We start from the raw sequence: 24963 nt of genomic DNA on the forward strand, positions 1-24963 counted from the left end.
TTTTTTTATTGCGATGCACCACAAGATTTCACAATATGGAATGATATTCCGCTATTTGAAATAGCCAAAATCTCAGGTAGAATCCTGCGGAAGCTGCAAAAGTCTGCAGAAAACGTCAACAAAGGAGACTCACCATGTCCGCTCAACTCGACCAGGTCACGGCGCAGACCGCTACTGATCCTGATTCGCTGGAAACGAAAGAATGGCTGGACGCGCTGGAAGCCGTTCTCGAGAACGAGGGTCCGGAGCGTGCCCATTACCTGATGGAGCGGCTGGTCGACCTGGCGCGCCGCCGTGGCGCCCACATTCCCTTTTCGGCCAATACGGCCTACGTGAACACCATTCCGGCCCACGCCGAAGCCCACTGCCCGGGCAACCTCGAATATGAAGAGCGCCTGCGCTCGTGGATGCGCTGGAACGCGATGGCGATGGTGGTCAAGGCCAACCGCGCCGACGGCGACCTCGGCGGCCACATCTCCTCGTTCGCCTCGCTGGCCAATATGCTGGGCATCGGCTTCAACCACTTCTGGCACGCCCCGACCGAAAACCACGGCGGCGACCTGCTGTACATCCAGGGCCACAGCTCGCCCGGCATCTACGCGCGCGCCTTCCTCGAAGGCCGCCTGAGCGAAGAGCAGCTGCTGAACTTCCGCCGCGAAGTCGATGGCAAGGGCCTGTCGTCCTACCCGCACCCGAAACTGATGCCGGGCTTCTGGCAGTTCCCGACCGTGTCGATGGGCCTGGGCCCGCTGATGGCGATCTACCAGGCGCGCTTCCTCAAATATCTGCACGCGCGCAAAATCGCCGACACCGCCAACCGCAAGGTCTGGGTGTTCTGCGGCGACGGCGAGATGGACGAGCCGGAATCGATGGGCGCGATCGGCATGGCCGCGCGCGAACAGCTCGACAACCTGGTCATGGTGGTCAACTGTAATCTGCAGCGTCTGGACGGCCCGGTGCGCGGCAACGGCAAGATCATCCAGGAACTGGAAGCCGACTTCCGCGGCGCCGGCTGGAACGTGGTCAAGGTGATCTGGGGCTCGAACTGGGACCCGCTGCTGGCCAAGGACAAGGACGGCATCCTGATGCGCGTGATGATGGAAACCGTCGACGGCGAATACCAGAACTACAAGGCCAAGGATGGCGCCTACGTGCGCAAGCACTTCTTCGGCAAGCATCCGAAGCTGCTCGAAATGGTCGCCAACATGAGCGACGACGACATCTGGCGCCTGACCCGCGGCGGCCACGATCCGCACAAGATCTACGCGGCCTTCAAGGTGGCGCAGGAGCACAAGGGCCAGCCGACCGTCCTGCTGGTGAAGACCGTGAAGGGCTTCGGCATGGGCAAATCGGGCGAGGCGCGCAATACCGCGCACCAGACCAAGAAGCTGGACGACGAGGCCGTGCGCGAGATGCGCGACCGCTTCAACATCCCCATCCCGGACGACAAGCTGCCCGAGATCCCTTTCTTCAAGCCGTCCGACGACGCGCCCGAGATGAAGTACCTGCACGAACGCCGCAAGGCGCTCGGCGGCTACCTGCCGCAGCGCCGTCCGCAGGCCGATGAAAAACTGGACGTGCCGCCGCTGTCGGCCTTCCAGGCAGTGCTCGACAAGACGGCCGAGGGCCGCGAAATCTCGACCACCCAGGCCTATGTGCGCATGATCACGGCCCTGCTCAAGGACCAGAGCCTGGGTCAGCGCGTGGTGCCGATCCTGGTCGATGAATCGCGTACCTTCGGCATGGAAGGCCTGTTCCGTCAGATCGGTATCTTCAACCAGCAGGGCCAGTTGTACGAGCCGGTCGACAAAGACCAGGTGATGTACTACCGCGAAGACAAGGCCGGCCAGATTCTGCAGGAAGGTATCAATGAAGCCGGTGGCATGAGCTCGTGGATCGCCGCGGCGACCTCGTACTCGACCAACAACCGGGTGATGATCCCGTTCTACACCTTCTACTCGATGTTCGGCATGCAGCGCATCGGCGACCTGGTCTGGGCTGCCGGCGACATGCGCGCCCGCGGCTTCCTGATGGGCGGCACCTCGGGCCGCACCACGCTCAATGGCGAGGGTCTGCAGCACGAGGACGGCCACAGCCACATCATGGCGGCCACGGTCCCGAACTGCATGCCCTACGACCCGACCTTCGCGCACGAAGTCGCGGTCATCATCCATGACGGTCTGCGCCGCATGGTGGCCAATCAGGAGGATGTGTTCTACTACATCACCATCATGAACGAGAACTATGCCCAGCCGGGCCTGAAGCCGGGCCAGGAAGAGGGCATCCTCAAGGGCATGTACCTGCTGCAGGAAGGCGACAAGGACGCCAAGCAGCGCGTGCAGCTGATCGGCTCGGGCACGATTCTGCGCGAATCGATGTTCGCCGCCGAACTGCTGAAGAACGACTGGGGCATCGCCGCCGACATCTGGTCGGCGCCGTCGCTGACCCTGGTGGCACGCGAAGGCCAGGACTGCGAGCGCTGGAACATGGTCAATCCGAACGCCACGCCGCGCGTGCCCTACGTGACCGGCCTGCTCGAAAAGACCAGCGGCCCGATCGTCGCCACCACCGACTACATGCGCCTGTTCGCCGAGCAGATTCGCGCCTACATGCCGAAGGGCCGCAGCTACAAGGTGCTGGGCACGGACGGCTTCGGCCGCTCGGATTCGCGCGTCAAGCTGCGCGAGTTCTTCGAGGTGAACCGCTACTACATCACGGTCGCGGCGCTCAAGTCGCTGGCCGATGAAGGCGTGCTGTCGGCGTCCGTGGTGGCACAGGCGGTGGCCAAGTATGGCATCGACCCGAACAAGCCGAACCCGGTGACCCAATAATCGAGCGGAGCGAAGAACATGAGCATTGTGGAAGTCAAAGTCCCGGATATCGGCGACTTCAAGGAAGTCGAAGTCATCGAGCTGATGGTCAAACCGGGCGACACTATTCAGGTGGACCAGTCGCTGATCACGGTCGAATCGGACAAGGCCTCGATGGAGATTCCGTCCTCGCACGCGGGCGTGGTCAAGGAAGTCAAGGTCAAGGTCGGTGACAAGGTCGCCGAAGGCTCGCTGGTGCTGCTGGTGGAGGCCGATGGCGCCGCCGCTGCGCCGGCCGCTGCTCCGGCTGCCGCCGCACCGGCTCCGGCCCCGGCGCCTGCCGCCCCGGCACCCGCGCCGGCTCCTGCACCGGCTGCCGCTGCACCGGCTGCCGCCGTCTCTTCCGTCGAGACGGGCAAGCTGGCCCACGCGTCGCCCTCGGTGCGCAAGTTCGCGCGCCAGCTGGGTGTCGATCTGGGTCTGGTCGCTGGCAGTGGTCCCAAGGGCCGCATCACCCAGGACGATGTGCAGAACTATGTGAAAGGCGTGCTCTCGGGCGCCGCCGCCGCCCCGGCCAAGGCCGGTGGTTCGGGCGTGGGCCTGGACCTGCTGCCGTGGCCCTCGCTGGACTTCTCGAAGTTCGGTCCGACCGAGCTGCTGCCGCTCTCGCGCATCAAAAAGATCTCGGGCCCGAACCTGCACCGCAACTGGGTCATGATCCCGCACGTCACCCAGTTCGACGAAGCCGACGTGACCGACCTCGAACAGCTGCGCGTGGATTCGAACGCCGCCTACGCCAAGGCCAAGTCGTCGGTCAAGCTGACCATGCTGGCCTTCGTGATCAAGGCCTCGGTCGCCGCACTCAAGAAGTACCCGAGCTTCAATGCCTCGCTCGACGCCGAGGGCGCGAACCTGATCCTCAAGCAGTACTACCACATCGGCTTTGCGGCCGATACGCCGAATGGCCTGGTGGTCCCGGTGATCAAGGACGCCGATAAGAAGTCGGTCTCGCAGATCGCCACCGAAATGGGCGAGCTGTCGGCCCAGGCGCGCGAAGGCAAGCTGAAACCGGCCGACATGCAGGGTGCCACCTTCACCATCTCTTCGCTGGGCGGCATTGGCGGTACGGCCTTCACGCCGATCATCAATGCACCGGAAGTGGCCATTCTTGGCCTGTCCAAGTCGGCCATGAAGCCGGTCTGGGACGGCGCCGCCTTCCAGCCGCGCCTGATGCTGCCGCTGTCGCTCTCGTATGACCACCGCGTCATCGACGGCGCCGGCGCCGCGCGCTTCACCGCCTATTTGGCCGAAGTGCTGGCCGATCTGCGCAAGACGCTGCTGTAAGGGAGGATTGCGATGAGCCTGATCGAAGTGAAAGTGCCGAATATCGGCGACTTCAAGGAAGTGGAAGTGATCGAAGTGCTGGTCAAGGCGGGCGACACCATCGCCGTCGACCAGTCGCTGGCGACGGTGGAATCGGACAAGGCTTCGATGGAGATTCCGTCGAGCGCCGCGGGCGTGGTCAAGGAAGTCAAGATCAAGCTGGGCGACAAGGTCAGCGAAGGTTCGCTGCTGCTGATGCTGGAAGCCGCTGGCGATGCGCCGGCCGCTGCAGCCCCGGCCCCGGCGCCTGCGCCGGCAGCCGCTGCTCCGGCAGCCGCTGCGCCGGCCCCTGCGCCGATCGCCAGCAGCTATGCCGGCAGCGTCGACATCGAATGCGACATGATGGTGCTGGGCGCTGGCCCGGGCGGCTATTCGGCTGCCTTCCGCAGTGCGGACCTGGGCATGAACACCGTGCTGGTCGAGAAGTATGCGGCCCTGGGCGGCGTCTGCCTGAACGTGGGCTGCATTCCGTCCAAGGCCCTGCTGCACGTGGCCGCCGTGATCGACGAGACCGCGGGCATGGCCGCGCATGGCGTCAAGTTCGCCAAGCCGGAGATCGACATCGACGCGCTGCGCAAGCATAAGGAAGACGTGATCGGCACCATGACCAAGGGCCTGGCCGGCATGGCCAAGGCGCGCAAGGTGAATGTGGTGCAGGGCGTCGGCCAGTTCGTCAGCCCGAACCACCTGGAAGTGACGGCGGCCGATGGCAGCAAGAAGGTGATCGCCTTCCGCCAGGCCATCATCGCGGCCGGTTCCTCGGTGGTCAAGCTGCCGTTCGTGCCGGAAGATCCGCGCATCGTCGATTCGACCGGCGCGCTGGAACTGCGCCAGATTCCGAAGAAGATGCTGGTCGTTGGCGGCGGCATCATCGGTCTGGAAATGGCGACCGTGTATTCGACCCTGGGCGCGCGCATCGACGTGGTGGAAATGATGGATGGCCTGATGCAGGGCGCCGACCGCGACATGGTCAAGGTCTGGCAGAAGCACAATGAAAGCCGCTTCGACCGCATCATGACCAAGACCAAAACCGTGGGCATGGAAGCCACGCCGGAAGGCATCAAGGTCTTCTTCGAGGCCGCCGAGGCCGGCGCCGCCGCGCCGGAAGCAGGTCTGTACGATCTGGTGCTGGTGGCCGTGGGCCGCAGCCCGAACGGCAAGAAGCTCGCCGCCGACAAGGCCGGCGTGACGGTGACCGAGCGTGGCTTCATCCCGGTCGACAAGCAGATGCGCACGAATGTCCCGCACATCTTCGCCATCGGCGATATCGTCGGCCAGCCGATGCTGGCCCACAAAGCCGTGCATGAAGCCCACGTGGCGGCCGAAGCCGCGCATGGCGAGAAGGCCTTCTTCGACGCCAAGGTGATTCCCTCGGTGGCCTACACCGATCCGGAAGTGGCCTGGGTCGGCATCACCGAAGATGAAGCCAAGGCCAAGGGCATCAAGCTGGAGAAGGGCCACTTCCCGTGGGCCGCGAGCGGCCGCGCTGTGGCCAATGGCCGCGCCGAGGGCTTCACCAAGCTGCTGTTCGACGCTGAGACCCACCGCATCGTCGGTGGCGGCATCGTCGGCACGCATGCGGGCGACATGATCGGCGAGATCGCACTGGCGATCGAAATGGGCTGCGATGGCGTCGATATCGGCAAGACCATCCACCCGCACCCGACCCTGGGCGAGTCGCTCGGCATGGCGGCCGAAGTGTATGAAGGGGTCTGTACCGACCTGCCGCCGGCACGCAAGCGCTGAGCCATCGGTGGCCGACAAAAAACGCGGGCCTGGCCCGCGTTTTTTATTTCAGCCTGCCGCGTCCTTCAGGACGGCGCGGTAGAACAGGCGCATGCGCGCCTGCAGCGCCACGCGCTGCTCGTCGCGGGTGCGCGGTGGCTCGGTCATCAGCACGCGCGACATCTGGTCGCCCATGATGCAGTTGAGCAGAAACACCGGCAGCTGGGCCAGCGGCGCATCGTCGATCAGCTGGGCGCGCACGTCGGCGCGCTCGAAATAGCGCAGCAGGGCGCCTTGCGTGACCTTGGGGCCGACCGCGTAGAAGGCCTGGATCAGATCGGGATTGGCCTTGGCCTCGGCCGCCAGCATGCGCTGCAGGGCCACGGCTTCGGGCGCCGTCACCAGATCGAAAAAGCGCAGGGCGAAGTCGTCGATCACGGTGCGCAGCGGACGCGGGTCGGTGTCCATGTCCATCTGCTGGAAGAAGCGGGTGCGGTTGGCCGCCATCGCCTCACGCAGCAGGCCCATCTTTCCGCCGTATTTGACGTAGATGGTGCGCACCGCCACGCGCGCCTCGCGCGCAATCATCTCCAGACTGACATTGCCAAAGCCTTTGTCGAGGAAGAGGCGGGCCGCCGTGTGCATCAGGCACTGGTAGCGCGCTTCCAGCTCGGCGGCCTTGGGCCGCCCCGCACCCTTGGCCACCGGCGTCAGCGGGGTCTCGAGATCGGGCAGGGATTTGATTTTCATAATTGCAATTGTAGTGTCCTGAGTCCACTTTAAGCCAAACAGAAATGAAATGCAATCATTTCATTTCTTGACTTTACTGAACGCGTAGTCAATAATTCGCCTACTTCATCCCCTCTCAGTACGGAGTTGCACATGCAAAATCAATCGGCCAAGGCGGACGCGCCCACTCTGAGCGCCGTGGACAAAGACGGCCCGGTTTCTGCCCCCGCCGGCAAGGCCCCCACCAACCGCCGCCCGCTGATTGTGCTGGGCGTGATCGCGCTGCTGGCCCTCGGGGTCGGCGGCCGCATGTACTGGCGCAGCGTGAATTTCGTGGAAACCGAAAACGCCTACGTGTCGGGGCATGTGCACCCGATCTCGGCGCGCGTGGCCGGGGTGGTGGCCAAGGTGCTGGTCGAAGATAACCAGCTGGTGAAGGCGGGCGAGGTGATCGCCGAACTCGATCCGGCCGACCAGCAGGTGCGGGTCGAACAGATTCAGGCCCAGTTGGCCGCTGCCCAGACCCAGGTGCTGCAGGCCGAGGCCCAGGTGGCCCAGGTGAAGGCCTCGGCCAGCGCGGCCGGCGCCCAGGTGGCCGCGGCCGAAGCCCTGGCCCTGCGCGCGCGCCAGGACGCCGAGCGTTTCAGCGCCCTGCACAACGCCCAGATGAAGGCAGTGTCGAAAGCCGAACTGGATGCGGCCATCGCCGCGCGCACCAGCGCCCAGGCCGACGTGGCCGCGCGCAAGGATGCGGCCCAGGCAGCCCAGGCCCAGATCGCGGCGGCCAATTCGGCGCGCGAAGTGGCCAAGGCCCAGGTGGCGGTGCTGCAGGCCCAGTTGAAAGACGCCCAGCAGCAGCTTGGCTATAACAAGATCGTGGCGCCGGTGGCGGGCCGCATCGGCAAGAAGAGCGTGGAAGTGGGCGCGCGCGTGCAGCCTGGCCAGCAGCTGCTGGCCATCGTCCAGGACGACGTGTGGGTGACCGCCAATTTCAAGGAAACCCAGCTGCCGGGCCTGAAGCCGGGCCAGAGCGTGCATGTGGCCGTCGACGCGCTGCCGGGTGAAAAGTTGGAAGCCAAGCTCGATTCGTTCTCGCCGGCCTCCGGCAACCAGTTTGCGCTGCTGCCGGCCGATAACGCCACCGGTAACTTCACCAAGATCGTCCAGCGCGTGCCGGTCAAGCTGCGCCTGCGCGCCGAGGACACCAAGCGCCTTGCGGGCCGCCTGGTGCCGGGCATGTCGGCCGTGGTGGAAGTGGACCTGCGCCAGAAGTAAGCAGCCATGGCCAATTCGAATTCGGCTTCGCTGCAGCCGATGCTGGCGGCGCACGATCAGAAGGTCGATGCGCGTACCTGGATCGCCGTGGCCTCGGGCATGCTCGGGGCCTTCATGGCGGTGCTCGACATCCAGATCACCAATTCCTCGCTGAAGGACATCCTCGGCACGCTGTCGGCCACGCAGGAGGAGGGCTCGTGGATCTCCACCGCCTACCTGTGCGCGGAGATCATCGTGATTCCGCTCACGGCGCTGCTAGCGCGTGTGCTGTCGGTGCGCTTCTACATGGTGCTGACCACGGCCGCCTTCCTGGTCTTTTCGACCCTGTGCGGCGCGGCCTGGAACCTGCCCTCGATGATCGTCTTCCGCATGCTGCAGGGCTTTACCGGCGGCGCGCTGATTCCGATGGCGATGACCCTGGTGATGGCCAAACTACCGCCGCGCAAACGCGCCGTGGGCATGGCCATCTTCGGCCTGACGGCGACGCTGGCGCCGACCCTGGGTCCGACGCTGGGCGGCTATCTGTCCGAACTGTATGGCTGGCCCTCGATCTTCTATATCAACTGGGTGCCGGGCGTGCTGCTGATTTCGGGCGTCATGTATGGACTCGATAAGCAGAAGCCGAATTGGTCGCTGCTGGTGAACGCCGACTGGCTGTCGATCGCCTTCATGGCCGTGGGCCTGGGCAGCCTGACGATCTTCCTGGAAGAGGGTAATTCGAAGGACTGGTTTCAGTCGGACTTCATCCGGATTTTCGCGGCCCTGGCCTTTGTGGGTCTGGTCGGCTGGATCTCCACGAGCCTGATGCGCAAGGACCCGTTTGTGAACGTGCGCCTGTACGGCCAGCGCAACTTCTTCGTCGCCACGCTGCTGTCGGCGGTGACGGGCATGGCGCTGTATGGCTCGTCCTTCCTGCTGCCGCTGTATCTGGGCCAGATCGCCAACTACACGCCGATGCAGATCGGCGAGGTGATCATGTGGGCCGGCCTGCCGCAGCTGTTCATCATGCCGTTCGCGGCCAAGCTGTCGACCAAGCTCGATAACCGCATCATGTGCACGATTGGCCTGCTGCTGTTTGGCGCGTCCTGCTTCATGAATGCCTACATGGACGCGACCACCGGCTACGACCAGCTGCTGCTGTCGCAAGTGGTGCGCGCGCTCGGCCAGCCCTTCATCATGCTGACCCTGTCGAACTTTGCGATGCAGGGCATCCCGCCGCAGGACACGCCCTCGGCATCGAGCCTGTTCAACATGACCCGCAACCTCGGCGGCTCGGTCGGCATCGCGCTGCTGGCCACCATGCTCACCAATCGCGAGCACTTCCACTCGGCCCGGCTGGGCGAGTCGGTGTCGATGCTGTCGGCCTCCACCCAGGAGCGGCTGGACCAGCTGACCCAGGGCTTCATCGCCAACGGAATCGATCCGGTGACGGCGGGCCAGCAGGCGATCGGCGTGATCGACCGCATCGTGCGGCGCGAAGCCTATGTGATGGCCTATAACGACGGCTTCCTGGTGATGGGCAGCGTGCTGTTCGCCTGCATGGCCGTGCTGTGGTTTGCCGATAAAGTGAAATCTCCCTCGGGCGGCGGCGCCGGGGCGCATTAATCAGAAGGATTCGACATGTTCATGACCCGTACCCTGATCGCTGCAGCCGCACTGGCTGTCCTGAGTGGCTGCGCCAGCGTCGGCCCCGACTTCCAGGCGCCGGCGAATGCCGCCGCGCCCAGCTTCCGCCACGCGGCGGGCCAGGACACGGCGCGTTTGCCAGCGGCCTGGTGGACCGTGTTCGGCGACCAGCAGCTCAACGCGCTGGAGCAGCGCGCGCTGACCCAGAATCCGAGCGTGACGGCCGCGGCCCAGCGCCTGCTGCAGGCCCAGGCCCAGCTGGGCGTGACGCGCGCCGGCAGCCTGCCGAATGTGGCGCTGGGCGCCTCGGGCGGTTACGCGCATTCGTCTCAGCAGACCTCGCAGGCCATCATGCTGGGCCGGCGCACGGTGGAAGGGCCGAACTACACGCTGGGCGCCTCGCTCTCGTATGAACTGGATATCTGGGGCCGCGTGCGGCGCGTGATCGAAGCCTCCGACGCCCAGGCGCTGGCTGCGCAGGACGACCGCGATGGCGTGCTGCTGATCCTGTCGGCCCAGGTGGCCACCACTTACTACCAGCTGCGCGGCGCGGACGCCGATATCGCGATCCTGAGCAGCGCACTGGCCACCCGGCGCGAAACCGAACAGCTGGTGGAAGCGCGCTTCAATGCCGGCCTGTCGAATGAGCTGGACCTGTCGCGCGCCCGCATCGAACGCGCCAACGCCCAGGCCGACCTGGCCGAGGCCGAGCGCCTGCGTCTGAACCTCGAGCATGGCCTGGCGGTGCTGGTGGGCGCCTCGCCCAGCACGCCGCTGCTGGCCGCGCAGGGTGCGCAGCTGCCCGCGCCGCCGCGCATCCCGGTCGGTCTGCCGGCCACGGTGCTGGCGCAGCGCCCGGACCTGGCCGCGAGCGTGGCCGGCCTGCGCGCCCTGAACGCGCAGATCGGCGTGGCTGAAGGAGCCTTCTATCCGTCCCTGAGCCTGACCGGCAATTTCGGCTATGCGTCGGAAAACCTGCGCCAGCTGACCGAAGGGGCCTCGCGCCAGTTTGGCATCGGCCCGCTGTCGCTGTCGCTGCCGCTTTTTGATGGCGGGCGCAATCAGGCCAATCTGGAACTGGCCAAGGCGCGCTACGGCGAGGCGCTAGCCAACCATCAGGGCAAGCTGCTGGCGGCGCTGCGCGAAGTGGAAGATGCGCTGTCCGACGTGCAGCAGCGCGAACAACAGGCCAGCCTGCAGGCGCAGGCGCGCGAGGCCGCGGCCCGTGCCTACGAAGTGGCGCGCGCCCGCTATGAACGCGGCGTGTCCACCTATCTGGATGTGACCGATGCGCAGCGCAGCGCGCTGGCCGCCGAGCGCGCCGCCGCGCAGATCACGACCCAGCGCCTGCTGGCCGCCGTGGCCGTGGCGCGCGCGCTGGGCGGGGGCTGGGAGCAGGGCGCGCCGCTGGCGACCCTGGCCCAAAGCGCGCCAGCACAAACGCGATAAAGGTCGACAGCTTGGGCGTCATCAGCCGGTCGCGCGCATACAGCAGGTGCATGGGGCGCGGCGGCGGCAGATAGTCGTCCAGCAGCCGCACCAGACGGCCGGCGGCGAGGTCCTCGGCCAGCATCATCTCGGCCTGCATGGCGATGCCAAAGCCGGCCAGCGCCGCCTGGCGCAGCGCGGCCGCCTGATTGGCGCGCAGGCGGCTGGCCGGCACGCTGACCGCTTCATCCATGCCGCGCAGGCGCCAGCGCACGTGGCGCGTCCAGTGCGAGAAATCGAGGCAATGGTGGCGCGCCAGATCGGCCGGCGTCTTTGGCTTACCGTGCTTGCGCAGGTAGCCGGGCGAGGCCACGATCACCATCTTGTAGGGCGCTAGCGGGCGCGCCACCAGGCTCGAATCATCGAGTTCGCCGATGCGGATCGCCAGATCAAAGCCTTCCTCCACCACGTCCACCATGCGGTCACTCAGATCGAGATCGAGGCTCACCTCCGGGTGGCGCACCAGATAGGCGCACACGGCCTCGGTCAGCGCCGCATTCCCGAACGAGACCGGGGCTGAAATGCGCAGACGCCCGCGCGGCGTGCTGCGCAGGGCTTCGGCGCCGGCTTCGGCCTCGCGCACGGCGGCCAGAATCTGGCGGCATTGTTCGACGTACTGGGCGCCGATTTCGGTCAGCGTGTGGCGGCGCGTGGTGCGCGCCAGCAGACGCGCGCCGAGCGCCTGCTCCAGCTGCTGCACATGCTTACCCACCATCACGGCGGAGATGCCGAAGCGCTCGGCCGCGGCGCTGAAACTGCCCGTATCGACAGCGCCGACGAAGATCTCCATGCTGCGCAGTTTGTCCATATTGCGAACCCAGAGTTAGGAATATAAGAAATAATAGCGCGTTTATCTTGATTGCTAACTGATTCACACTGACGGCTCTTCCATTCCTGAGGAGTCACAGCATGAAAGTTGTTGTTTTCGGTGCCAGCGGCACCATTGGTCAGGCCCTGGTGGCTGCCCTGAGCCCGCGCCACGAGGTGATCGGTGTCGGCCGCAACGGCGCCCAGCAGGCCGATATGTCGGAGCGCGCCCAGGTGCGCGCCCTGTTCGAACGTCTCGGTCCGGTCGATGCCGTGGTGGTGGCCGCCGGCGCCACCCATTTCGGCCCGCTGGCCGAGATGAGCGACGCGCAGCTGATGTTCGGCCTGCAGCAGAAGCTGATGGGGCAGGTGAATGTGGCGCTCGAGGCCGCGCGCGTGCTGCCGGCCGGCGGCTCGATCACGCTGACCAGCGGCATTGTCGGCACCACGGGCGTGCGTAACGGCGCCGCCGCTGCCATGGCCAATGGCGCGATCGACGCCTTCGTGATCGGCGCCGCGCACGAGATGCCGCGCGGGATACGCCTGAACGTGGTGAGCCCGAATGTGCTGGTCGAATCGCTGTCCAAGGAGAAGTACCGCGCCGCCTTCCCGGGCTTTGAAGGCGTGACCGCGGCCCGTGCGGCGCTCGGCTATGTGCGCGCCATCGAAGGTGTTCAACATGGCGAGGTGATTCGCGTTTGGTGATTCTTGGTCGAGCTTGTTGCTTCGCCATTTTCATTTCCTGCCCGCACGCATAGACTGCTCTGACCGCTACAAGGCGGGGAGGAGCAGTCGATGGTGAAGTGGTATGGGTTGGCGGCGCTGTCCCTCGTGGGCGGCGCGGCCGCAGCCGAGGCGCGCCTGACGGCGCAGGAAGTGCGCTGGCTGCAGGCTGCCGGACCGTTGCTGGCGCATGCGCGCCAGCAGGCGGTGCCGGTCGATATCGTGGTGCAGCCGCAGGCGGGACCGAATGATGTGCCGTTTGCGATGGGTTATGACGGCAAGCGCTGCAAGCTGGTGCTGAGCATGCGCGGCGGCGGCGACGCCGATGCGGTGCTGGCGGGCAGTGCGCCGGCGCTGCAGCCGCTGCTGATGGAAGCCGTGGCTGCGCATGAATTCGCGCATTGCTGGCGCAATGTGCAGGGGCAGTGGCTGCGTCTGCCCGCGGGTTTTACCGAGGGCGGCGATGAGGCCGGCAGTCCGGAGCTGCTGCGCGCAGCCAAGCAGCAGCGCGAACAGCGGCGCGAAGAAGGCTATGCCGACCTGGCCGCGCTGGCCTGGACCGCGCAGGCCCATCCGGGCGAGTACGCGCGCGTGTATGCCTGGCTGAGTGCGCTGCGCCAGACGGAGCCGGCTGCGCGCAGCGCCCACGACACGCGCCCCTGGCTGCGGCTGGCACGCGATGGAACGGTGTTCGCTTCGTCTGTCACGCCGTTCGCCAACGTCGAAAACCTGTGGCAGCGCGGCCTGCTGAGTGGGGATTGAGCGACAAATGTACGGTGACGCACAGAGCTGGTCGGGAATCGCGGGTTAAATCGCGGTACGAACAACCAACCAGCAGGGACTCACCATGAAAACCATGATTGCATTTGTACTGGCCGGTGCCTGCGTGTCGGCACTGGCAGCAGAGCAGGCGGCCAACACCTACCGCGCCGCCATGAACAAGGCCGCAGACGATTACAAGGTGGCCAAGGCCAAATGCGATGCCAGCAGCGGCCACGCCAAGGACCTGTGCGTCGATCAGGCCAAACTCGAGCGCGCCCAGGCCGAAGCCGACGCCGCCGGGCAGTATCCGAATTCCGACCGCACGCGCCAGAAGGCCCGCGTGAACGTGGCCGACGCCCAGTACAAACTGGCGCGCACGCGCTGCGCCGACCAGAGCGGGGATGGCAAGGACAGCTGCCTGGCCGAGGCCAAGTCCACCCACACGACGGCCGTGGCGGAGGCCAAAACGGGCCGTAGCACCAGTACTGCGCAAGCCACCACGGGCGGCAGCGGCAGCGGCGCAGGCACGGCCAGCGGCAACGCCGCCCCGGGCGCGCGCACCCAGGGCGCCACCACGGCCGGCACCGTGGGCGGTAACACCGGCACCACCACCGGCAGTGGCGCTACCTATGGCAGCACGGGCGGCACCGGTAGCGAACGCAGCACGGCCGGCACCAGCGGCGGCGCCGGCACCACCGGCACCCAGGGCGCACGCACGACGGCGGGCACCACGACCGAGCGGAGCGGCACCGGCACGACGGCCGATCGCAGCGGTACCGGCACCACGGCCGAGCGCGACACCGGCAGCCTGGCCGACCGCGGGCGTGACGCCACGCAGCGTGCCGGCGATACCATGTCCGATTCGATGATCACCACGCGCGTGAAAGCCGACATGTTCCGCGAACCGAATCTCAAAGCCAGCGACATCCATGTCGAGACCGTGCAGGGCGTCGTCATGCTCAGCGGCTTCGTCAACAACAAGAGCGAGGCCGAACGGGCGGTGGAAGTGGCCAAGAGCGTCAAGGGTGTGCAGGACGTGAAGAGCGCCATCAAGGTGAAATGATGGCGGCAGGGCGCGCAGGGCCGGGCGGCCTGCGCGCCTCGGCGCAGCTGTGGTCAGCTTGATAAGTCCGGTTCGTGCGGCGCTTGTCGCGGTTCGCGCGCTCGCCTATCATGCAGATACCACTTGTTGTGACTGAGAAAGATGCCTGTTTCCCCGCCCGATGCTGAACTCATGCCCGACCCGCGTGAGACCGCGCAGACGCGCGCCCGTTTGATTCACACATTCAGCAAAGACGGGGATCTGCTCTCGCTCGGCGTGGCCGTGGGCCGCGTCGTGCAGCTCGCTTCCTCGGACGACGAAGCGACGCGCAACCTGACCTATTACGTGCTGGCTGACGTTGCGCTGACCCAGAAGATTCTGCGCATCGCCAACACGGTGTTTTACCGTAGCGTGGCCAATACGCCGATCACGACGGTGTCGCGCGCCATCTTCGTGCTCGGTTTCGACACGGTGCGCACGACGGCGCTGGCGCTGCTGCTTGTCGACAATCTGGCCAATGCCAAACATGCCGAAGATGTGCGGCGCGAAATTGTCGAAGCCCTGTGCGCCAGCATGTTTGGACGCGAACTGGCGCGTCAGGGTCACACGTCCTCGACGGAAGAGGCGACGATCGCCTCGCTATTCGGCAATCTTGGCCGCCTGCTCATCGCTTCGCATGAGCACGAGTATTACCAGCGCATCAATGATCGTGTGATGCAGGGTGTGAACCTCACCCAATCGGCCCTGCAGGTGATTGGCTGCAGCTATGACTTCCTGACCAGCACCGTGCTGCGTGCCTGGAACTTCCCTGAAATCATCGTGCATGGCGTCGAACGTCTCGCACCCGGCGATCTGCATGCGCCGCGCAATCGCGAGGAGTGGCTGCGCCAGGTGGTCAGCTTCAGCGCCGATGCGGCCAAGCTGGTGCTGCAGACCAAGGACGCGGTCAGCACCGCAGCCGGACGCGCATTGCTACGCCGTTATGGCGCCGCCTTGCAGATCGATGAGGAGCGCTTGGGCGAGCTGTTCGCGCTGGTCGGCAAGGAAATCGACCAGGTGGTACAGGGCCTGAATCTGGTGCTGGCCAATAAGGATGTAGACAGCAAGCCTGACCGCGCGCCGATGCCGAGTGCGCTCAAGCTGGCCATGCTCGATATCCACACGATCAACACCAATGAACGTTACGACAGCGGCAAGCCGATCAATGCCCGTGATCTGTTGCTGGCGGGCGTGCAGGTCGCGACGCAGATGATGGCCAGTGGTAAATCCAAGCCGAGCGAGCTCGTCACGCTGGTCGCCGAAACCTTGTACAACAGCCTCGGCTTCCGCTTTGTCAGCCTGTGCGTGATCGATTCGCGCAGCAATCAGTTTCGTACGATTCTCGCGATGGGCGAGAAACACGCGGAAAGGCAGGCCCGCTTCAGCTTTCCGGCCGCCTATGCCAACGACATCTTCCATCTCGCGCTCGAGAATCAGGCCGAGCTGATGATCGAAGACGCTCATCAGTCATCGATCCGCAACCTGATGCCCGAGTGGCATCGGAACCTGCTGCCGGATGCGCGCAGCATCATGCTGCTGCCGCTCGTGCAGGGCAAGCGCGAGCTTGGCGTTTTCTACGGCGACCGGACGACACCGGCGCCGGAGGGCATCACCTCGGACGAGGCCGCGCTGATCAAGATCCTCGTCGGCCAGATGATCACTGCCATCCATCTGCGCTAAAGAAGAAAAGCCACCGCAAGCGGTGGCTTTTTTGCTTCGTCCTGACCGAAGAGTTTGTTCGATTTGAGCCCTGCGTATTCAGGACAAATAGCGCGACGCCTGCTCTGGCAGCTAGTGCTCGCGTAACAGCACTTTGGTGATGATTCTGGTCTCAGTTGGGACAATCTCACTAGGGGCCTTGGAGCGAAAGTCCGACAGAGTCATGTCTCCTCTCATGGCCTGGGCTTAGTCTTCACCTGTTCGCTACCTGGAAAAAAACATCGTGCACGGCGGGCGCGTGCCCAACCTTGTTGATGGACATGATTGATGTACTGTAAGCGTGCAGCTAGACATCGTTGACCAATGGACTCGGTATTTTCATCATGAAGTCATTTCACGCAGGGTCGTTCACCGAGGTGATATTTCTTGACCGGAGGTAATCGTGAATGTTTTTGATAACATTGCTCAGGCTTGTGCTCTGCTGATTGTGAGGGCTGTCGCACTTGCTCTCTGCGCCATGACGTTGAATTTATTTACAGACGTCGGATGGCAATTTGGCAAAGCAGTCTTCCTGATGGTCAATTAACTGGCTAGGGGATTGAAATGCACGAACTGTCGATTGGCGAGATAGGCCCATAATTGAGGTCGGTGGCCGAAGCGGGAAACCCTCTTCAAGCCACGCCAAAGGCAGCATTGGATGCTTAATGCAATGCGCGGCACATCTTAGGCGCGTCGGGCTCTTCCGGCGGGTCGTTGTCACGGCCGGGTCTTCCTGAAAGCAGGTCTTCCGGATGTGGGGACGACGAACAAACGGGAGTTTCGAAACGAGGGGCCGGTCGCTAACTGAATTGGCGGTCGGATACGGTACTGCGCCGGTCTCATGGTACTCGTGAGGCACCATCTTTAAAGTCGTCCTTGCCCCGCGTCGTCAGTCACGCCGACAACCTTAGGACCATTACTTGCCGTCGCGTAGTTCGCGCCCTCCAGTGGCCGGTCGCTGTGTTCGCTGACGAACGCCGTCTTCCCGTGGTGGTGCTTGCCACCCGTGTCGCTTCCGTGTACCGATTTTGCCGCATCCAATTCGTGGGCCCATACCTCCGCTTCATTGCCTTCCAGGACCTGCCAACGAGTCGTCTGCATCGCAATCAGCCTCGGCGGGATGGAGCACGCGCAGGCGCACAGGTCGCCGTCGAGCGAGACGTTCCGGTCGTTAAAGAACTCCCTGAGCCTCGGGCCGTCGCACTTGATCTTCCCTTCGCTCTTGCAGGCGGGGCAGAAAACGCTGTCGCCTTCGAGCGCGACCCTTGCCCCGCTAATGCTGATGGCGCTGCTGGCGGTGATGACCTTGCCCCCGACAGTGGTCTGCGCTCCTAGCGTAATGGTGTGACGCTTCATGCGGTTCTCTTTGTTCTTGATATAGCGGCCTTGCCGCCAGGTTACTCGCCGCAATGGCGCGGGGTTCAGAAGACGACGGATGGCGCCACTGTCCTCGGGTCTAGGCCCGATGGGTATGGTCCTGGTGCTGGCAGCGCACCGGTCGCGTAATAGGGATCGCTCAGCTTCCAGTCGGCGAGCCGGATAAGGTATTCCCAGTAGCGTTCATCGCCGAACGCGTATCCCTGGCCGACGGTCAGGTCGTAGGCGATGACGTTCTCGACCAGGCGTGTCTGGCCCGCTTTCCCGCCGTAGCTGAGTATCTGGGAGTGGTTCGTTTTCGGGACGCGCCTTTTTCCCAGTTCGGCGAGCCTCGCCTGTTTCCGTTCGCGCTCCGAAGGCGTTGCGGCAGGATTTCTGTGCCCTGAATTTGCCACCGCGTGGTCGTCCACGTAGTTCTCGGAGAAGGTCGCGAATTCCTTCCGTTGCTCCTCGTCCCCGTCGCTGCCGTCGAACATCCCGAGGCCCTCGTCGAAATTGTCGCCGAGGGCGGCGGGTTCGGGAACGCACGGCGCATTGATCCAGACGCGTTCGGTCTCCTTCGGGACGCCCTGCACGCCGAACAAGCCGAGCAGCTTGTCCGGAAGGACGTTCCAGAACCGTTTCGCGTGCTTCCCGTCGTAGGTCCTCAGGTAGTCGTTGCGGGTCTGTACCGGGGGGCCGTCGGACGTGACGAGTTTGCTCCCGTATTCCGTCGTCACGTCTTCCGGTACGTTCCGCTGCGTGTAGAAGTAACCGAACCAGTACCCGGATTTCTCGCCGACGGCTGGCACGCCTTCCTTGCCCGAGTTCCTCGCGAACACGCGTTGGTACACGTTCTCGAACCGCGAGCGCCGCTCCGAAATGAGATCTTCCGGAATGCCGCGCCAGCCGATCCCCTCGGCAGCGGATATCCCGATCACGCGGTCGTGGGGGCAGAAATTCACGAAGACCTTCCCCCGGTTTCCGCTCCGTGCGAAACGCTCGTCCTCGAACCAAGGGACGCGCTTCGGACCGACGGGCGAGGAGCCGATGTCGGCCTCCCATCCAGCGGCCTTCGGTGGACGCTGGACGAATACCGCCCTCGCGCCAGGCGAATCAGTCTCAGGCGGGGGCGCGGAAGGGGCGTCGGCGCGGTATTCGTCCCTGGCCGCCGCGACCTTCAGTGCGACCGCTTCGAAAGTTTTTACGCGCGCGCTCCCGCTTTGCACGTCGGACCAACCGTTCGTGGCCGCGAGCCAGTCCGTGATCTTGGCGTCGAAGGCATAGGGGGCGCTGTTTAGGATGAGCGTGTCGGGGGCGCGTCGTTTCATGAAGAGGACGGCGCAAAGGGTGATCATATTGCCCTGGCTGTGGGCGACGACGTTCACTGGCTCCGCAGGGAAGTCTTCGCGGATCGTGTCTATCAGGGTGGCGAGCCGCTTCGCCGCGTGGACGAAGTAGGCGCGGGGAGGCGCGTCCTGCAGCTGGCGCGTGATGTCCGGGTTCAGGCTCTCCAGGTCGATGAGGCCGCGCATGACGGAACGCTTGAAGCCGGCCTGCCAAAACTGAAGGAGATTGTTGGTGCCGTTCTGGAAAGGGCCGCCACCCCAAGCGCCATTCGAATCGTGGTAGATGCCGGGATATTTGCTCTCGTCGCCAGGCTGCAGCTTATAGCCCCAGTAGAACGGGATGACGGGCGACCTCGCTCGCCTGCCACCGCTCGCCCTCGTCGCGTAAGAGTTCGTATCCTTATTGAACCCGCGTTCTTCCAGCGAAGTGCGGCCGAGACGATGATTGAGGCCGGCGCAAATCTGGAGTTCAGTCTCCCGATACCATTCGCCATCCGAATTGACGCCGTGGACGAAAATTACAGTTCCCGGCATGAGGAGAGGCACTTCCAGGACAGGCGTGCTTTCAGACGTGGCCGGATCGACGGTCGTCCTGACGTAGTGGGCCGGCAACCACTGGGTCACCGTCATGTCCGGCCTTACGCGTGCAATTGTGCTGAGTTCGTCGCTCATGGCCTACTCGCCTCCCGACTTCTTGCAGTGAAAGCGGGTATCCATTGGAGGCTTTTTAGGTCGTGGTACTTCGTTTCCTTTGGCGAGGAAGTCCGCGTCCCAGGCGTCATAACCCTTTCCGAGATCAGCGACTTTGGCGCGTTGGCCCGAATAATAGACATCGTCCCCGACGACGGAGACCGAGTCGTGGCCGCGCACATACTTCGGCGTTCCCTTGTGCCAGCTCTTACCGTAGTCATCGGAGTAGTAGAAGCGCTCGTCGCAGACGTGCCCCCCTCCCGATTCGCAGTTCGGTGAAATGAGCGGCGAGACGAGGTAAGGGCCGCTCGCAGCGTCCACGATGTACTCGCTGTCGATGACGTTGTCCCAGTGCGTCACGACCGAGCGGATACCACGTGAAGCGTCCACGTAGACGAATTGCGCCCTCGTGCACGAATATCGGTAAAGGGGCACGACTTCGAAGTGCCTGGCTTCGTCGATCCGGTAAACGACCTGCGGCGGCGGGACGGTGTACGGTTCCTCGACGTACCGGTACCCGCAGCCGCACAGCGTCATTGCGAGAACAAATGATGCACGCATTGCGTTCACGCCGGCCTCCAGAGGAATCGGAATGTGTGAACTTTGCCAGAGGGAATCGAAACGGCGGTGCGCCAGCTGAGGTCCGTTTGAGATGGCTCAACGGCCGCCGGGAATCGCAAAAATTTTCCCCAAGTGGGGAATATTTTCGATATGCGCTTGCTAGAAATGAAAAAAGGTCAGCCGAAGCTGACCTTTTCTGTACTACTAAATTCTGGTAGGCCGTGCTGGGCTCGAACCAGCGACCAACGGATTAAAAGTCCGCTGCTCTACCAACTGAGCTAACGACCCGAAAGAGGCCGCATTATAAACAGCGCTTTGAGATTGCGCAAGTGTCAGCTGATCGCTGCCGTGACTTTCAGCACTTCCTCTGCCGTCGTGATGCCTTCGACAATCTTTTGCGCGCCCGCCAGGCGCAGCGGTTTCATGCCGTCCTGGGCGCCCTGGCGGCGCAGGGCCATGACGTCGGTTTCTTCACGGATCAGTTTGGCGAAGTCCTCGGTGATCGTCAGTAACTCGTAGATCCCGGTGCGACCGCGGTAGCCGGTCTGGCGGCATTCCGGACAGCCGATCGGGCGGTAGACGGTTTGGGGCTTGGGAATGGCGTAGTGGCCGCCAATACTCTGCCAGACATCGTCCGACAGCGCGCCGTCGGGCGCCTTGCAATGCGGGCACAGGGTGCGCACCAGTCGCTGGGCCATGATGCCGATCACTGTCGCTTCGAGCAGATAGTAGGGCACGCCGAGCTCGAGCAGGCGCATCACGGCCGAGGGCGCATCGTTGGTGTGCAGTGTCGACAGCACGAGGTGGCCGGTCAGGGCGGCCTGAATCGCCATCTCTGCCGTTTCCAGATCGCGGATCTCACCGACCATGATGATGTCGGGATCCTGACGCATCAGGGCACGCACGCCGTCGGCGAAGGACAGATCAATGCCGGGCTGCACCTGCATCTGGTTAAAACTGCCTTCGACCATCTCGATCGGGTCTTCCACCGTGCAGACGTTGACCTCGGACGTGGCCAGGGCCTTGAGCGTGGTGTAGAGCGTCGTCGTCTTGCCCGAACCGGTCGGTCCCGTCACGAGGATGATGCCGTGCGGACGCGCCGTCAGCGCATCCCAGCGCGCGGCATCGTCGGGGGGGAAGCCCAGTTCAGGCAAGGTCTTGACGACCACTTCGGGGTCGAAAATCCGCATGACCAGTTTTTCGCCAAAGGCCGTTGGCATCGTGGCCAGGCGCAGTTCGATTTCCTGTCCGCCTGCTGTCCGCGTCTTGATGCGCCCGTCCTGGGGACGGCGCTTTTCGATCACGTCCATGCGGCCCAGCAGCTTGATGCGGGCCGTCATCGCCATCATGACCGAGGCGGGCACCTGGTAGACCTGGTGCAGGACGCCGTCGATGCGGAAGCGGATGACGGCGATATCGCGCTTTGGCTCCAGATGAATGTCAGATGCGCGCTGTTCGAATGCATATTGCCACAGCCAGTCGACGATGTTGACGATATGCTGGTCATTCGCGTCGACCTGTTTATTGGTCTTGCCCATCTCCACCAGCTGCTCGAAATTATTGCGCAGCGAGGTGTCTTGGCCCGAAGCCTTGTTGGCGTCCTTGATCGACTTGGCCAAGCTAAAGAATTGCGAGATGTACTGGGCGATATCGAGCGGGTTGGCAATGACGAGCTGGATATTGCGGCGCGAAATCTTGGCGATCTCGCTGTCCCACTCGGTGGCAAACGGGTCGGCCGTGGCAACGGTCAGGGTGGCCGGCGTCAATTCCACGGGCAGAATATTGAAGCGCGCCGCGTAATTGGCCGACATCACGTCGGCGACCTTGGTGAAGTCGATTTTCAGCGGGTCGATGCGGAAGAAGGGCAGACTGACTTTGCCCGCCAGCCATTCCGTCAGCGCGTCGAGGGTCATCAGGCGATGCGGTGCCTGGGCCGACTTGATCTTGCATTGGGCAATCGCTGTCAGCGGATGCATGGAGCCGACCGCATTGCGCAGGATGCCGTGCGCCTGTGCGTAGGCGGGCTTGACTTCGGCCTTGCTGACAATCCCATCGGCCAGCAGCCACTGGAAAATCTGCTGGAGGTCCAGCGCCTTTCCGCTCTGCCAGGTCTTGGTCTTGCCTGCGAGATGATCCGCGCTCACTCTGCCCTCCGCTTCAGTTGGCTGCTTCGATGCCTTTGACCCAGGATTTGGCCGGAAGTTTGGTCGCAGCCTGGATGGCCGCCGCCCGTTCTTTCAGTACAGCCAGGTCGATCTGGGGGCGGCGCGGGAAGCAAATGGCCACAACATTACCATCATGCACTTCCGGCAGGCAAATAACGTGGCCGAAGGCAAAACGCATGGCCTTGATGTTCTTGGCATAGCTGGGATGATCGCCGAACAGATTGACCGTCATCACGCCGTCGGGGCGCAGGCAGGCGGCGCAGGCCTGGTAGAACTCGGCCGTATCGAGCACCGGGCCACGCGCGGTGGCGTCGTACAGGTCAACCTGCAGCACATCGAGGCTGCCTGCATTGTCCGGGTTCTCGACGAACTCCAGGGCGTCCATTTCCAGCACCTGCAGCCGAGCATCATCGGGCGGCAATTTGAACATCGACTGGCAGATCTGGATGACGGCGGGGTTGAGCTCGATGGCCGTGACCTGGGCGTCGGGAAATTGGCGATAGCTGAACTTGGTCAGCGCGCCCGTGCCCAGGCCCAGCTGGGCAATGTGCCTGGGCGCGTCCAGAAAGAGCATCCAGGCGAACATCTGCTGGGCGTATTCAAGCTCGGGCCAGTCCGGTTTGCGGATGCGCATCGCGCCCTGCACCCATTCTGTGCCGAAGTGCAGATAACGCACGCCATCCTGCTCCGATAACGTCACCGGGGCGTATTTGGGCTTGCGGGTGGGCATGCGCGAGGATTCGGCCTGCTCGATCGATTTTCGTTTGATTAGCATGCGCGCATTATCGCCCAACAAAAGACAAGGCCGCCAGCGAAGGCGTGGCGGCCTGAAAAACAGCGGGGGAGAGGGGCTTATTGCATCGGCTCAACACTCACGCGCAGACGCACGCGTTGGCCCGGGTCATGGCTCATCACGCTCGTGTAGCTGCGGCCGCGGTAGTCATAGGTGACTTCATAGCCGGTCGTGCGTTGCTCCCAGTTATCCACGGTGCGGCACTGGCGCACGGCCTGTTCCTGCATCTGGGCGGGCGGCGGCGGCGCCTGGCGGCCATCATTGTCGACGCGGTCGCCGACCATGGCGCCGGCAATGGCGCCGGCAGCCGTGGCGGCGGTGCGCCCATTGCCACCGCCGACCTGGTTGCCGATAATGGCGCCTGCGATACCGCCAAGGATGGCGCCACCGGCGCTCCGCCCTTGCGGCTGGGCTTGCTGTTGGACCGGCACCTGAACATATTCGGTGCGGCATTCCTGGCGCGGGCGGTTGACCTGTTCGACCAGGGGACGGACCTTGACGACGCGGCCAAAGTCTTCAAAATCCGAGGCCTGGACCAGGGGCAGGGCGCCCAGGCCGAGTGCGGCGATGATCAGTTTGGCTTGCAGCTTCATGGTTTTTCCTCGTACTTGACTTGGGGTTGGACACTTGCGTTCTGCGGTGGTTCAATAGTAATGCTTGCATGGGACAGCGGGCGCTGCCCCTTGCAAGAATTTGTAACATGGCCGTGCTCCCGTTTCCTCTATGCACTAGCATTTTCCGAGGGAATGGGTCTTGCAGTTTTTTACAAATCTGCTTCCGGAAATCACATTCGGGTTGATTCGCTGTCTACAAAACGTTACCCTACTCGCCTAAGAGGTATTGCCTTGGAACGTGGAAACGACTTTTGGAGCCCCATAGCAGCTCAGCTTGAGGAAAAAATGAGTTTGTTGATCACAGTGCCGCCGAATCTGGTGCAGTCGATCCGTGCATTTCGCGTGGTCGAGCTGCAGGAGGAGGCCTCCCGTCTGGGTCAACACTTTCTCTATGCGCATTGCGCGGGTACCTTGACCAAGTCCCAGGTCTGTGGCCGCATTGCCGAGGCGTTTCACTTTCCCAAGCCTTGTGGCAAGAATTTCGAGGCCCTCAAGCTCACCCTGACCGACACCTTGTACCGTGCTGGCGTCCAGCCGGGCTTCCTCGTCGTGCTCGAACAATTGCCAAATACGCAAAAATTCGATAAAGAGGCGCGTGAAAATCTGCTCGATGTCTTCCGCGATGCGGCCGACTATTGGGCCGAGAAGAAGGTGCCTTTCCGCGTCTTTTATTCCTTCGAGTAAGGCGCGACCCGCCGCCGGGCGGGTAAAATGGCGGCCTTATGAAAAATATTGTGATCCTCATTTCCGGTCGCGGCAGCAATATGGAGGCCGTCGTCCGTGCCGCCCAGGCTGAGCAGTGGCCGGCCCGTGTTGCTGCGGTTATCAGCAACAAGGCCGATGCCAAGGGCCTGGTGTTTGCCGCAGAACATGGCATTCCGACGGCCGTCGTGTCCAACAAAGACTATCCGGACCGCGCCAGCTTCGATGCGGCCCTTGCCGAAGTCATCGACCAGTTCGCGCCCGATCTCGTCGTCTTGGCGGGTTTTATGCGCATTTTGACGCCAGCATTTACCGAGCGTTATGCCGGGCGCATGCTCAATATCCACCCCTCGCTGCTGCCGCTGTTTCCCGGCCTGCACACGCACGAGCAGGCCCTGGCCGCCGGTGTCGCGGAGCACGGTGCGACGGTCCACTTTGTGACGGCCGAACTCGACCACGGGCCCATCGTCGGCCAGGCCCGCATTCCCGTGCTGCCTGGTGACGATGCCGACCAGCTTGCCGCGCGCCTGCTGGTCGAGGAACATAAACTCTATCCCCGTTGCATCCGTCTGTTCGTCGAAGACAAGCTCGTCATCGACAATGGCGCGGTGCGCATTCTCAACTGA

21 protein-coding genes and 1 tRNA gene are annotated in these 24963 nt (G+C 63.8%); 13 read left to right on the plus strand and 9 right to left on the minus strand.

The genetic code is table 11. From position 1 onward, the window contains the following. The first annotated feature begins 134 nt into the window (after positions 1-134). The 3 genes from aceE to lpdA are packed head-to-tail and all read left to right on the plus strand — an operon-like array spanning position 135 to position 5939. Complete coding sequence (aceE, locus tag LZ005_RS00005; protein WP_237802783.1) at positions 135-2831, plus strand: pyruvate dehydrogenase (acetyl-transferring), homodimeric type; 2697 nt, start codon at positions 135-137, stop codon at positions 2829-2831. 18 nt (positions 2832-2849) lie between these two features. After that, complete coding sequence (aceF, locus tag LZ005_RS00010; RefSeq protein ID WP_237802790.1) at positions 2850-4154, plus strand: dihydrolipoyllysine-residue acetyltransferase; 1305 nt, start codon at positions 2850-2852, stop codon at positions 4152-4154. A 12-nt stretch (positions 4155-4166) separates the two neighbouring features. Next, positions 4167-5939: a dihydrolipoyl dehydrogenase gene (lpdA, locus tag LZ005_RS00015; RefSeq protein ID WP_237802792.1), complete on the plus strand. Its 1773-nt coding sequence runs from the start codon at positions 4167-4169 to the stop codon at positions 5937-5939. Between the two features lie 48 nt (positions 5940-5987). On the opposite strand, the gene LZ005_RS00020 is transcribed toward lpdA, so the two are convergent. Then, positions 5988-6668 carry a TetR/AcrR family transcriptional regulator gene (locus LZ005_RS00020; protein ID WP_237802794.1) on the minus strand — a complete coding sequence of 227 codons (681 nt, stop codon included), beginning with the start codon at positions 6666-6668 and terminating at the stop codon, positions 5988-5990. 132 nt (positions 6669-6800) lie between these two features. On the opposite strand from LZ005_RS00020, the gene LZ005_RS00025 reads away from it, so the two are divergent. From LZ005_RS00025 to LZ005_RS00035, 3 genes are read left to right on the plus strand one after another with little or no spacing between them, the layout of a single operon-like run. Beyond that, complete coding sequence (locus LZ005_RS00025; protein ID WP_237802802.1) at positions 6801-7922, plus strand: HlyD family secretion protein; 1122 nt, start codon at positions 6801-6803, stop codon at positions 7920-7922. Positions 7923-7928: 6 nt separating this feature from the next. Next, the gene (locus LZ005_RS00030) at positions 7929-9527 is read left to right on the plus strand and encodes a DHA2 family efflux MFS transporter permease subunit (protein WP_237802804.1); all 1599 of its coding nucleotides are present in this window, start codon (positions 7929-7931) and stop codon (positions 9525-9527) included. A 21-nt stretch (positions 9528-9548) separates the two neighbouring features. After that, positions 9549-10997, plus strand: coding sequence for an efflux transporter outer membrane subunit (locus tag LZ005_RS00035; RefSeq protein ID WP_373889291.1), 1449 nt, complete (start codon positions 9549-9551; stop codon positions 10995-10997). On the opposite strand, the gene LZ005_RS00040 is transcribed toward LZ005_RS00035, so the two are convergent. Continuing rightward, entirely contained in the window at positions 10882-11844 is a 963-nt protein-coding gene (locus LZ005_RS00040) for a LysR family transcriptional regulator (protein WP_237802808.1), read from the minus strand. The genes LZ005_RS00035 and LZ005_RS00040 overlap by 116 nt on opposite strands. 101 nt (positions 11845-11945) lie before the next feature. Here LZ005_RS00040 and LZ005_RS00045 point away from each other — a divergent pair, with 101 nt between their 5' ends. The 5 genes from LZ005_RS00045 (at position 11946) to LZ005_RS00065 (ending at position 16654) form a co-directional block, all read left to right on the plus strand. Next, positions 11946-12548, plus strand: a complete 603-nt coding sequence (locus LZ005_RS00045) for a short chain dehydrogenase (RefSeq protein WP_237802810.1) — start codon at positions 11946-11948, stop codon at positions 12546-12548. 90 nt (positions 12549-12638) lie between these two features. Beyond that, positions 12639-13328 (plus strand): hypothetical protein, encoded by a 690-nt coding sequence (locus tag LZ005_RS00050; RefSeq protein WP_237802812.1) that lies wholly within the window; start codon positions 12639-12641, stop codon positions 13326-13328. Between the two features lie 94 nt (positions 13329-13422). Next, complete coding sequence (locus LZ005_RS00055; RefSeq protein WP_237802814.1) at positions 13423-14391, plus strand: BON domain-containing protein; 969 nt, start codon at positions 13423-13425, stop codon at positions 14389-14391. 171 nt (positions 14392-14562) lie between these two features. Then, positions 14563-16089 (plus strand): HDOD domain-containing protein, encoded by a 1527-nt coding sequence (locus tag LZ005_RS00060; protein ID WP_237802816.1) that lies wholly within the window; start codon positions 14563-14565, stop codon positions 16087-16089. Between the two features lie 421 nt (positions 16090-16510). After that, complete coding sequence (locus LZ005_RS00065; protein ID WP_237802818.1) at positions 16511-16654, plus strand: hypothetical protein; 144 nt, start codon at positions 16511-16513, stop codon at positions 16652-16654. A 317-nt stretch (positions 16655-16971) separates the two neighbouring features. Here the strand turns inward: LZ005_RS00065 and LZ005_RS00070 are convergent, their stop codons facing one another. The 7 genes from LZ005_RS00070 to LZ005_RS00100 form a co-directional block, all read right to left on the minus strand. Then, positions 16972-17463, minus strand: a complete 492-nt coding sequence (locus LZ005_RS00070; protein ID WP_237802820.1) for a PAAR domain-containing protein — start codon at positions 17461-17463, stop codon at positions 16972-16974. 65 nt (positions 17464-17528) lie between these two features. After that, entirely contained in the window at positions 17529-19484 is a 1956-nt protein-coding gene (locus LZ005_RS00075; RefSeq protein ID WP_237802822.1) for a DUF3274 domain-containing protein, read from the minus strand. Positions 19485-19487: 3 nt separating this feature from the next. After that, positions 19488-20072, minus strand: coding sequence for a hypothetical protein (locus tag LZ005_RS00080; RefSeq protein ID WP_237802824.1), 585 nt, complete (start codon positions 20070-20072; stop codon positions 19488-19490). A 203-nt stretch (positions 20073-20275) separates the two neighbouring features. Then, positions 20276-20351 (minus strand) — tRNA-Lys (locus tag LZ005_RS00085). Between the two features lie 44 nt (positions 20352-20395). After that, positions 20396-22207, minus strand: a complete 1812-nt coding sequence (locus tag LZ005_RS00090) for a GspE/PulE family protein (RefSeq protein WP_237802831.1) — start codon at positions 22205-22207, stop codon at positions 20396-20398. Between the two features lie 13 nt (positions 22208-22220). Continuing rightward, positions 22221-23003: a methyltransferase domain-containing protein gene (locus tag LZ005_RS00095; RefSeq protein WP_237802833.1), complete on the minus strand. Its 783-nt coding sequence runs from the start codon at positions 23001-23003 to the stop codon at positions 22221-22223. Positions 23004-23080: 77 nt separating this feature from the next. Next, positions 23081-23614 carry a glycine zipper 2TM domain-containing protein gene (locus tag LZ005_RS00100; RefSeq protein ID WP_237802840.1) on the minus strand — a complete coding sequence of 178 codons (534 nt, stop codon included), beginning with the start codon at positions 23612-23614 and terminating at the stop codon, positions 23081-23083. Between the two features lie 306 nt (positions 23615-23920). Between LZ005_RS00100 and LZ005_RS00105 the strand changes: the two genes are divergently transcribed. Together LZ005_RS00105 and purN are read left to right on the plus strand one after the other, a co-directional pair. Next, positions 23921-24319, plus strand: coding sequence for a barstar family protein (locus tag LZ005_RS00105; RefSeq protein ID WP_237802842.1), 399 nt, complete (start codon positions 23921-23923; stop codon positions 24317-24319). Positions 24320-24357: 38 nt separating this feature from the next. Continuing rightward, positions 24358-24963: a phosphoribosylglycinamide formyltransferase gene (purN, locus tag LZ005_RS00110; protein ID WP_237802855.1), complete on the plus strand. Its 606-nt coding sequence runs from the start codon at positions 24358-24360 to the stop codon at positions 24961-24963.

Source organism: Massilia sp. TS11, from assembly GCF_022012445.1.
Classification (GTDB): domain Bacteria; phylum Pseudomonadota; class Gammaproteobacteria; order Burkholderiales; family Burkholderiaceae_D; genus Telluria.